The organism is Citrobacter sp. Cpo142 (assembly GCF_030332425.1).
GTDB classification, from domain to species: Bacteria; Pseudomonadota; Gammaproteobacteria; order Enterobacterales; family Enterobacteriaceae; genus Citrobacter; species Citrobacter portucalensis.
The window spans coordinates 243771-254086 of the sequence record NZ_JAOWHW010000133.1 but is presented as its reverse complement, the minus strand read 5'-3'; the positions used below and the strand labels follow the sequence as shown (position 1 = coordinate 254086).

Below are 10316 nucleotides of genomic sequence, written 5' to 3'. Positions count from 1 at the left end.
AATCGGCCCAGATCCGCGAAATTTTAATCAGCGAGTCAGCTTGGGAAGAAATGACCTGCTTATTCGCACCTTCCCTAAATCAACGAGCTTGAACCGTTGGAGCTATGATGTAGCTTTGCAGCCAGAGCTCAGGATGATGATATCTCAGTTTAGCTTTGCGATGAGTGATTTGGATTCACTGCTCGGTGAATATTTGAAATCACCAACAGAAAATAAATTACATACGCTGCAAACCCGTATTGATGAAAGCCGGGCTCTTAGTGAGCGGTTCAAACCTTTATTATCAAGTGAGCGGCAATCCTATCTTGAAAATATTGTTAAGGAAATAGATGGCTACGCCAGCGATATCGTGCCTTATCGCCAATTAGATAAGGAAGTGGTTGAAGTATCAGATAAGCTGGCAAAAAATGCGGCTGAATTAGCGCATGGAATTCATGAAATTCACGCACTTATGCAGCAAAGAGTGGTGGAGGTTTCTACTACGGTTGAATGGCAAATGGAGATTGTGGCTTTAGTGGGAATTGGTATCGGGATTTTATTGGCATGGCAGATTACGCGCTCGATAACGTCGCCGATTCAGGATACTTTACGTTTGGCAGAACAGATTGCCAGAGGGAATCTGACTCACGACCTGAAGACTGAACGACGCGACGAGCTGGGTTTATTAATGCAGTCGATATATACCATGAATAACAATCTGAAAACGATTATTCATGGCGTGAGAGAAGGTGTAGATAGTGTTGCACGTTCCTCGTCAGAGATAGCATCGGGAAATATTGATTTATCTTCTCGTACAGAAGAACAAGCGGCTGCTGTGGTTGAAACTGCGGCGAGCATGGAGGAATTAACGTCAACCATTGCACTTAATGCAGCAAATGCCAACGATGCGCTAAAGCTTTCTGAACTTGCAGCGAAAAAAGCCAATGAAGGATGCCAGATTTCTCAGGCTGTCATTGAATCAATGAAAAACGTCCGAATCAGCTCACACCGTATTTCGGAAATTACCTCTGTAATTAATGGAATAGCTTTTCAGACGAATATTCTGGCGTTGAATGCGGCCGTTGAAGCAGCACGTGCTGGAGAGCAGGGGAAAGGGTTTGCAGTTGTTGCGGGAGAGGTTCGTAATCTTGCTCAGCGTAGCGCCCAGTCGGCAAAAGAGATTGAGGAACTGATTGCCGAATCGGTTGAACAGGTGGATTCCGGTTTTGCATTGGTTGAACGTTCGGGTATCGCAATTGCGGATATTGAGCAGTCGGTTACCCGGATGCGCGACATCATGAGTGACATTGCGGTAGCGACCGATGAACAAAGTCGCGGGGTTTCGCAAATTGCTCAGGCGATGACAGAAATGGATACCACAACGCAACAAAATGCGGCGTTGGTTGAAGAATCTTCTGCTGCGGCGAGTTCTTTGGAGGAGCAAGCCCTCAAACTGGAAGAGGCGATCGCCGTTTTTCGTATAACGCATGATAAACCTGAAATACGGCATCAGGTCGCGAATATTCGAAAAATTCATGCACAGACTGTAAAGCAGAATGAAAATGCCGCTGACTGGGTGAACTTCTAAGTTAAGTCGCCGCCGTCATCTGACGGCGGCTATTTTCCCATGTTACTGCCCGTAATAGGCATTCGCGCCATGTTTACGCAGATAGTGTTTATCCAGTAACTCAGGCTGCATATCCGGTAACTGCGGGGCCAACTGGCGTGAGAACAACCCCATATAGGCGCACTCCTCTAGTACCACGGCGTTATGCACAGCATCCGCGGCGTTTTTACCCCAGGCAAACGGACCGTGTGAATGCACCAGTACCGCCGGAACCTGCATCGGGTTCAGGTCCCGTTGCTCAAACGTTTTAATGATGACTTCGCCGGTCTGGTATTCATATTCACCGTTGATCTCTTCCACGGTCATCAGTCGGGTGCATGGGATAGTGCCGTAAAAGTAATCGGCATGCGTGGTGCCCCATGCCGGGAGATCAAGACCCGCCTGCGACCAGATCGTCGCGTGGCGTGAGTGAGTATGGACGATCCCACCGATCTCAGGGTAGCGACGGTATAGCGCCAGATGGGTTGGCGTGTCAGATGAGGGTTTTTTACTGCCTTCAACCACGTCGCCGCTGGCAATATCCACCACCACCATATCGTCGGCGGTCATCACGTCATATTCCACGCCGGACGGCTTAATCACCATCAGCTTACGCGTTTCATCCACAGCGCTGACGTTACCCCAGGTAAAGGTGACTAAACCATGAGCCGGAAGCGCCAGATTGGCCGCCAGCACCTCGGCTTTCAGTTGTTCTAACATGAAAATCCTCCTTCCTGCATACGTGCTTCTATCCAGCGTCGTGCCTGGATAATTTCCAGTACCGGCTCATTCGCTTTTTCAGTCCACATTTCAATCAGAAACGACCCACGATAGTTCAGCTCATGCAGCGTTTTGAAGATACCAACAAAGTCCACGCACCCTTCGCCAAAAGGCACATCGCGAAACTGGCCCGGATGGGTTTCGGTTACCGGCAGCGTGTCTTTCAGGTGGATAGCGGCGATACGGTCGATGCCCAGCGTCAATTCGGCAGTGACGTCATTACCCCATGCGCTGAGGTTGCCCACGTCCGGATAGACGGTGAACCACGGCGATGACAGCATTTCATCCCACTTTTTCCACTTGCTAATTGAGTTCATAAAAGCGGTATCCATGATTTCTACCGCCAGCATGACCTGCGCGGCGGCGGCTTGCTCGACTGCCCATGCCAGCCCTTCGGCAAAGCGCTGCTGCGTACCTTCGTCATGTTCCTCGTAATAGACGTCGTAACCTGCCAGTTGAATAGTGCGGATACCCAAATCGCGCGCGAGACGAATGGCTTTGGTCATGATGTCGCGTGCCCGAATACGGACTGATTCATCGCGGCTGCCAAAGGGAAACCGACGGTGGGCGGACAGGCACATTGAAGGGATTGCCACGCCGGTTTCTAACATTGCGCTCACCAGCGATGCACGCTGAGCAGGACTCCAGTCGAGACGCGACAGACGTTCATCGGTTTCATCCACCGACATCTCGACGAAATCAAAACCGCAGCTTTTCGCCAGCACCAGACGCTCCGGCCAGGAGAGGTCTTTCGCCAGCGCTTTTTCATAGATACCTAACGGATGATTACGCATACTGTGCTCCCCAGATGGCGTCGATTTGCGCATGGAATTCGGCGGCAACCTGCGCCGGGTTTTGTGCTCCCGCCAGCGCGCGTCCGGCAATAAAGGCTTTGACGTTGATGTCGCGAAACAGCGGCAGGTCGGCGGGTGTAATACCGCCGGTAATCGACAGCTCCAGACCGATATCGGAAAGCGCCTTCATCCGCGCCAGATCCGCTTCTCCCCATTGTTGTCCGCTGGCCTGAGCATCGCGGCCACGATGGTAAATTGCCTGGCGAACCCCAACGCGATACCAGTCACGGGCATCATCCAGCGTCCAGTTGCCGAACAGTTCCATCTGAATTTCGCCGCCGCAGGACTGCGCGACGCCATGGCCTTTCTCCACCGTCGCCAGTGGGGCAGCGCAGATGATGGTCATCCAGTTAGCGCCAGCGCCAAATGCTTGCTGTGCGAGGGTTTCACCCGCATCGGCCACCTTCCAGTCGGCAACGATGATTTTATTTGGACACTGAGTACGCAGCGCTTTCACGGCAGCCAGGCCTTCGGTTAAGCAGAGAATCGTCCCTGCCTCAACGATATCGACGCTCTCTTGTAGCAGTGCGACATCGTGTTGGGCCGCCTGCAGGTTGGTGTGGTCGAGCGCCAGTTGCAGTAATGGTCGACTCATCATTCGTGCTCCTTAATGCGGGCGTGATAGCCCTGTAGTGCGGTAATTAAATTCTGGTATTGGCGGTATTTACGCTGGTAGCTCGCATGCGCCGTAGCGTCTGGCAGCAGTGTGCGAACCGGGTGCTGTAAGCTGCGCTGCGCGTCGCTGAAATTGTGATAAACGCCGGTGCCTACGCGGGCGGCGAGCGCAGCGCCAAAGCAGCCGGTCTCTTCAATCTGTGGCAATTCGATACGTAAACCGCTGACGTCTGCCAGCATTTGCATCCAGATGTCGGAGTGGGCCGGACCTCCAGTAACGCGCAGGGTATGTGCCTGCGGAAAACGTTCGCGCATGCGGTTCAGGTGGGTCATATGGCTGAAAACCACGCCTTCGTAGATGGCTTGTAATAAGTGGGCACGAGTGTGTATAGCCTGCATGCCATAAAAGCCGCTGGTCATCTCCAGCCCGGCGTTGCTGCCGTACAAAAAGGGCAGAAAGAAAAGCTCGCTACCGGCTTTCGGTAAGCTGGCAACGGCCTGATTAATCTCATCAAAAGAGAGTTCGCCCCACTGGGCGGTAAACCATTCCAGATTGCCGGAAGAGGTTGGGCTGGCTTCGTGAACGATGTACTGCCCGTCATTTACATAGCGACCATAGACATAGGGATGGGGCTCGTGGTCGCGCAGGCCGTGAGCGATCCCGCTGGTGACGGCCCAGGTACCCATCACCGCGTTGAGGGTGCGTTCATCTTCGATACCGGCGCAGAGTGCGGTGGAAACCACATCAAACAGTCCGCCGACGACGGGGGTACCCGCCGCCAGACCGGTGATGGCGGCTGTCTGAGCGGTGATTTCCCCGCATATTTCTGCTGAACCAACGATGGGGGGCAGGGCATTGTCGATTTCACTGATGCCCAGCCACTGGGTCAGCCTCGGGTCGTACTGACCCGTGGTCATGTTGTAGAGGTTCGACTCGGAGATATTGCTCTCTTCGCAGCCTTTGACGCCGGTTAAGCACCAACGCAGGTAGTCATGACCCATCATGACGCTTCCAATTTGCGCGTAGCGCTGAGGGGTGTTCTCTTTCACCCAGCGCAGGAGCGATGCCGGATGCCCGGTCCACAATGTCTGGCGGGTGACCGGGTAGAGCTGCTCAGGGATCCCATCCTGCTGCCAGCGCTGAACGATGTCCATCGCGCGTCGGTCAGAAGAGAGAATGGCATTGCCTAGCGGCTTATCTTGCTTATCGAGAAGGAACAGACCTTTGCCCTGAGCAGATATGCCGACGCCTTTGATTTGCTCACCACGGACGCCTGTGCGCTTTAACAGCCCGGCAATGGTCGCGACGCACTGTTGCCACAGTTGGTGCATATCGCGTTCGGCGTAACCGGGTAATGGCGATAGTGTCTGCAGCGATTGCCGGTTAATTCCCTGCTCATGACCTTTGGCATCATACAAACCTGCTTTCAGATATGTTCCGCCACAATCAATACCCAGCCAGAAGGTCGCTTTCTCACTCATCTTTGTTATCTCATTTTTGCCGGATGGCGCTGCGCTTATCCAGCCTGGGACGGTTGCTACCTGTAGGCCCGGTAAGCGAAGCGTCACCGGGCATTGTTTTAAGCTGTACGTTTATGTGGATTCAGTGTCTTTAGCGGCGCGGCGCCGGCATCGCATTTCGCTGGCAGCAGCAGCGCCATCAGCGCGGCCAGAGCCAGTGAAATTGCCAGGCAGTAAACGCCCGCATCTTTGCTGTACAGGGTGATGAGAACGCCGACCGCGTAAGGACCGCAGAAGCCACCGAGGTTGCCGAGAGCGTTGATGACCCCACGTGCGCCACCGGCCATTTCTGCGCTGAACAAACGCGCCGGAATAGTCCAGAACACACCCGCAGCCGATTGCAGGAAGAATCCGCAGCCGACCAGCGCGGCATAAGCCAGCCAGACGTTATTTTTCAGCGCCACAGAGAGGAACATGCACAAGGCGAAGCCAATCAGCGGCAGGCAGACGAACAGCTTGCGTTTACCGGTGCGGTCAGAGAGTGAAGAGAACAGGAACATCCCGGCAATTGCGCCGACGTATGGCAGAATGGCGAGCATGCCGACCTGTCCCATGCTGCTGTGCGTCAACTCTTTGAGGATGGTCGGCAGCCACAGGGTGTAACCGTAAATCCCGGTCTGATAGAAGAAGTTCAGCGCGATTAGCTGCCACATGGTTTTATCGGACAGCACTGCACTCAGAGAGGCATTTTTGACTTCGGTTCCGGCAATGGCTTTTTGCTCGGCGGCCAGCGTCTCAACGAGGTAATTTTTCTCGGCCTCAGAGATCCAGCGCGCTTCCTGTGGACGGTCGTAAACGGTATAGGCCCACAGCACCAGGACGACGACCGACAATAAACCTTCAATGATAAACAGCCAACGCCAGTCGAGAACGGTAATGATCCAACCCGAGAGCGGGGCGGTGATGATCCCGGCAATCGGCACAAACATAATCACAATCGCATTGGCGCGACCGCGTTCTGCATCGGGGAACCAGTTACTGATCATCGTCAGCACGACCGGCAGCATGCCACCTTCGGCAACGCCGAGTAAGAAGCGCAAAACCAGCAGTTGATACTGATTCGTGATTAAACCCGTCAGAACGGAAATGACCGCCCAGGCAACCAGCGACCAGCCGATAAATTTCTTGCCGCTGCCGTGAACGGCAATTTTTCCGCCGGGAACCTGTAAAAACAGATAGCCGATAAAGAAAATACCGCCGGCCAGACCGGCCATGGTGGCGGAAATACCTAATTCCTCATCCATTCCGCCGGGCATCGCGAATGCGATATTGACGCGGTCCATATAAGAAATAATACAGGCGATGAGAATAGGTGGAATAATCCGTAGCCAGCGCTGACGGGGTATGTCTTGAAGTGTAGGGCGAGAGGTCATGTTCATATTAATATTCTCGTAGAGTAGTATTTTATTTTTATAGTTTTGCTTTATTTAATGCGGCGATACCGTCGCGCAATATCGCTACACGATGGTTCACATCTGCACTGGCATTTATTTCCAGCAATTTAATGCCAGAAAATTGCAATGGCTCAACTCCTGCGCAGGCGAATAATTCGTGGGCATGCTCTGTGGTCATTAGACCTTCTGGACAGAAAGGGGCAAACGGTGCATGTAAGTCCTGCCACTCGCCGTATTCCCCCGTAAGCGTGGTGCCGGAGAACATCAGTGCGCCCAGTTTCCCAGCCCGTTTGGTCTGCTGCGTGTGGGTCAGCGGTAGAGTGGGGCTCTGCCCTTCAATAGCCGAGCGCGCCCAGTTAATGCACACGCTGATGCCATATCCGGTTATCGCGTCCAGCACGTTGTCTAACGGTAAAAAGCCTTTGCGTGGCGCGGGACCTGTCATGGCATCGCAATGTTCCAGCACCAGATCGCAGGACCAGTCCCAGCGGGTAATTTCTTTCAGTGAACGAGCAAACGCGTCGGTGGCCTGATCGACGTTCGGGTTGCCTGCTAGTGGGGCCGCATGCAGCTCCAGCGCGATTACTTTTCCGCCGTTGGCCGCATTGATATGGTTGATTTTCTGCTGCAGATGACGGTAATACGCCACGCAGGCTTTACGCTGTTCTTCGTCGCTGGAAGCCAACCCGAAGCCACCATTAGTACCGCGACGGCGCATGGTTTCCATAATAGCCGTGACCACGATTTGCCAGTCGCCCGGCGTATGGCGTAACAACCATTCGTCGCCTAACGGATGCAGATTTTCAAGGCAGGGCTGCTCCAGTCCGCGAATATCCGCTGTATCGGAGAGCTGTCGCCAGAATTCCTTCTCTTCCTCTTCACCCTTTTGGTGAAATGAGGGTGCACAAGGGTACGCACCGATAATATAACCGGTAGTGTTAGCTTTCATTTTTGTGCTCCTTTTATAAAACTGAAATAGCAACCTTCACGACTATTTTGCGGATCGGCGTGGCGACAGTTTTATGACATGCTGGACGATGAACATCCTGCGGGAAGAATATGGCGTAACTTCCCGGAATCATTTCAATGAAAGATTCATGTTCGCTGGCGTGATAAAAAATAATATCGCGCTGTTCTAATAACGATTCACTGATTTGGTTATTCCCGGTATCAATGGCGATCCCGATTTTCTCTTCACCCCAGGCCAGAAACTGAATATCCAGATAGCGGCGATGCACCTCAGGACGATTTTCGGCAACGTCACGCGTGGTTAAATCAATAATTTGCGCGAAGATATTTTTACCGTCGATCTCCACCACGCCCGGCTCCAGTTTGCGAAAATCTGTGGTGCGCAAAAAGTCGAGCGCCCTTTCAATCGCAGCGGGCAAACGGCATGGGTTAGGTTGAGCAATATGTCCGAAGATCATGGTGTTGCTCCTTACAGGGCTTGAATTTTTGCCCAGACGCTGTCGTCAACGGTGATACCGTTCCGGCGATTTTCTTCCAGTAGCTTTGTAAACTCGTGGCCCGGCAGACGGACAGGCGTGTTTTCATCTGCGCGTTCGGCGGTGGTGATGAAATCCATAATCCGCTGTAGCTTGGCATCGCGGGTGGCACCATCGATCAGCTTATCCACTTCAATGGCGATAAAAATCTGTGAAACGCCATATTCATCGCTGTTATCCTGGGTGACTTCTGCAACGGAAGAGCCATCAGAAAGCAGGGTGGCAATCATATCCAGCACAATCGACAGGCCTGAACCTTTCCAGTAACCCATTGGCAAAATGCGGCGGTTTTTTTCGATAACGCCCGGCTCTTTGGTGAGATTGCCTTCATCATCAAAGCCACCATCCACCGGCAGTTCGCGACCGGCCAGGCGATTCACTTCCAGCATGCCGTAGGAGAACATGGACATCGACATATCAACCATGGTGATTGGCGATGAGGGGATCGCGACGATCAGCGGGTTAGTGCCAATGCGGCACTCTTTCGAACCCCACGGCGGCATGACGGCAATCGAGTTAGTCCAGCAGATACCGATGTAACCTTTCTCCGCCGCCTGCCAGCCATAGCTGCCACCGCGCATCCAGTGGTTGGCGTTACGCAGTGCGACCAGGCCAATACCGTGATCGGAGGCCAGCTCAATGGCTCTGTCCATCATCTTTTTCGCCGTCAGGTTGCCGATCGAACGCTGGGCATCCCATTGTTCAATCGCCCCCAGGCTGGTAATGCGTTGCGGTTTGGCCTCAGGAATGATGTCGCCGTTATCCAATTGCTGAATAAAACGAGGAAAACGATTCACACCGTGCGAATAAACGCCGGACTCGGTGGTGCGCGCAAACATTTCGGCACAGGCATCGGCGGTTTCAACGGCAATACCGCGTGCCAGCAGTACCCGATTGAACGCATCTTTCAACTGCTCAAAAGTGACTTTCATTCCTGTTTCCTTGTTTAAATTTGATCGCTTTTTTATCTCTAAATTTCACTATGCGAAATCTGATTTCAAATATAGCGATCAAATTTTGACAGATCAACGGGGTGGTCTATTTTTTAAAATCATCAAAATCAAATAGTTGTGTTTTTTCGGTTCAGATCGTGAACTGAAACACACTTTGCGCTACCATCAGAGCGCGACGAAAAGGGGAGCGGAAGCGATGGGCACAAAAGAGAGTGAAATGACGCAAGACAAAGAGAGGCCAGCCGGAAGTCAGAGCCTGTTCCGTGGTTTGATGTTGATTGAGATTCTGAGTAACTATCCGAATGGGTGCCCATTGGCCCATCTGTCTGAACTGGCCGGGCTGAACAAAAGTACTGTGCATCGACTCCTGCAAGGGCTGCAGTCCTGCGGATATGTCACGCCTGCACCTGCTGCGGGTAGCTATAGGCTGACCACCAAATTTATCGCCGTTGGGCAGAAGGCGCTGTCGTCACTGAATATCATCCATGTTGCCGCTCCGCACCTCGAAGCGTTGAATATTGCTACTGGTGAAACAATCAACTTCTCCAGCCGTGAAGATGACCACGCGATTCTGATTTATAAGCTGGAACCGACGACGGGCATGCTGCGTACTCGCGCTTATATCGGTCAACATATGCCACTGTATTGCTCCGCGATGGGTAAAATTTACATGGCGTTTGGGCATGCGGATTATGTGAAATCTTACTGGGAGAGCCATCAGGATCTTATTCAGCCGCTGACCCGCAATACCATTACCGGTTTACCGGCGATGTACGACGAATTGGCGCAGATCCGCGAAAGCAGTATGGCGATGGATCGGGAAGAGAACGAATTGGGCGTTTCCTGTATTGCCGTGCCGGTGTTTGATATTCATGGTCGGGTGCCGTACGCAGTGTCAATTTCACTCTCTACCTCGCGACTTAAGCAGATAGGGGAAAAAAATCTACTCAAGCCGCTACGGGAAACCGCGCAGGCCATTTCAAATGAGCTGGGTTTTACCGTTCGCGATTAGGCACATGCCAGGCGTCGTTCAGGCACCTGACACTATTTAACCGTTTCCCCTGTCCGATCAAAGCGTCAGGGGCGGTCTCTCTGGCACTCTGTGGTTT

At 52.8% G+C, this 10316-nt stretch carries 10 protein-coding genes; 2 read left to right on the top strand and 8 right to left on the bottom strand.

What is annotated here, in order from left to right; translation table 11 throughout:
- On the top strand, positions 1-1567 hold a 1567-nt coding region (locus OGY18_RS19105; protein WP_286554019.1), incomplete at its 5' end, for a methyl-accepting chemotaxis protein.
- Between the two features lie 42 nt (positions 1568-1609).
- Here the strand turns inward: OGY18_RS19105 and araD are convergent.
- The 8 genes from araD to yiaK form a co-directional block, all read right to left on the bottom strand.
- The gene (araD, locus tag OGY18_RS19100; RefSeq protein WP_286554017.1) at positions 1610-2305 is read right to left on the bottom strand and encodes an L-ribulose-5-phosphate 4-epimerase; all 696 of its coding nucleotides are present in this window, start codon (positions 2303-2305) and stop codon (positions 1610-1612) included.
- Positions 2299-3159: an L-ribulose-5-phosphate 3-epimerase gene (locus tag OGY18_RS19095; protein WP_191235924.1), complete on the bottom strand. Its 861-nt coding sequence runs from the start codon at positions 3157-3159 to the stop codon at positions 2299-2301. Before OGY18_RS19095 ends, araD begins: the two co-directional genes overlap by 7 nt.
- Positions 3152-3814 (bottom strand): 3-keto-L-gulonate-6-phosphate decarboxylase UlaD, encoded by a 663-nt coding sequence (gene ulaD, locus OGY18_RS19090; protein WP_286554025.1) that lies wholly within the window; start codon positions 3812-3814, stop codon positions 3152-3154. Before ulaD ends, OGY18_RS19095 begins: the two co-directional genes overlap by 8 nt.
- Entirely contained in the window at positions 3814-5316 is a 1503-nt protein-coding gene (locus OGY18_RS19085; protein ID WP_286554011.1) for an FGGY-family carbohydrate kinase, read from the bottom strand. The genes ulaD and OGY18_RS19085 overlap by 1 nt, the downstream gene beginning before the upstream one ends.
- Positions 5317-5414: 98 nt before the next feature.
- Positions 5415-6734, bottom strand: coding sequence for an MFS transporter (locus OGY18_RS19080; protein WP_003827355.1), 1320 nt, complete (start codon positions 6732-6734; stop codon positions 5415-5417).
- Positions 6735-6765: 31 nt separating this feature from the next.
- Positions 6766-7698: a DUF4862 family protein gene (locus tag OGY18_RS19075; protein ID WP_286554009.1), complete on the bottom strand. Its 933-nt coding sequence runs from the start codon at positions 7696-7698 to the stop codon at positions 6766-6768.
- A gap of 13 nt (positions 7699-7711) precedes the next feature.
- Complete coding sequence (locus tag OGY18_RS19070; RefSeq protein WP_286549401.1) at positions 7712-8176, bottom strand: YhcH/YjgK/YiaL family protein; 465 nt, start codon at positions 8174-8176, stop codon at positions 7712-7714.
- An 11-nt stretch (positions 8177-8187) separates the two neighbouring features.
- Positions 8188-9186 carry a 3-dehydro-L-gulonate 2-dehydrogenase gene (yiaK, locus tag OGY18_RS19065; RefSeq protein ID WP_003827358.1) on the bottom strand — a complete coding sequence of 333 codons (999 nt, stop codon included), beginning with the start codon at positions 9184-9186 and terminating at the stop codon, positions 8188-8190.
- A 217-nt stretch (positions 9187-9403) separates the two neighbouring features.
- Here yiaK and yiaJ point away from each other — a divergent pair, with 217 nt between their 5' ends.
- Positions 9404-10219, top strand: coding sequence for an IclR family transcriptional regulator YiaJ (gene yiaJ, locus OGY18_RS19060; RefSeq protein WP_003827359.1), 816 nt, complete (start codon positions 9404-9406; stop codon positions 10217-10219).
- Positions 10220-10316 lie beyond the last annotated feature (97 nt).

Excerpts from the sequence above, each read along its gene's own strand:
- OGY18_RS19085 (WP_286554011.1), bottom strand. The coding sequence starts at position 5,316 with ATGAGTGAGAAAGCGACCTTCTGGCTGGGTATTGATTGTGGCGGAACA.
- araD (WP_286554017.1), bottom strand. The coding sequence starts at position 2,305 with ATGTTAGAACAACTGAAAGCCGAGGTGCTGGCGGCCAATCTGGCGCTT.
- OGY18_RS19080 (WP_003827355.1), bottom strand. The coding sequence starts at position 6,734 with ATGAACATGACCTCTCGCCCTACACTTCAAGACATACCCCGTCAGCGC.
- yiaJ (WP_003827359.1), top strand. The coding sequence starts at position 9,404 with ATGGGCACAAAAGAGAGTGAAATGACGCAAGACAAAGAGAGGCCAGCC.
- OGY18_RS19095 (WP_191235924.1), bottom strand. The coding sequence starts at position 3,159 with ATGCGTAATCATCCGTTAGGTATCTATGAAAAAGCGCTGGCGAAAGAC.
- OGY18_RS19075 (WP_286554009.1), bottom strand. The coding sequence starts at position 7,698 with ATGAAAGCTAACACTACCGGTTATATTATCGGTGCGTACCCTTGTGCA.
- yiaK (WP_003827358.1), bottom strand. The coding sequence starts at position 9,186 with ATGAAAGTCACTTTTGAGCAGTTGAAAGATGCGTTCAATCGGGTACTG.
- OGY18_RS19070 (WP_286549401.1), bottom strand. The coding sequence starts at position 8,176 with ATGATCTTCGGACATATTGCTCAACCTAACCCATGCCGTTTGCCCGCT.
- ulaD (WP_286554025.1), bottom strand. The coding sequence starts at position 3,814 with ATGAGTCGACCATTACTGCAACTGGCGCTCGACCACACCAACCTGCAG.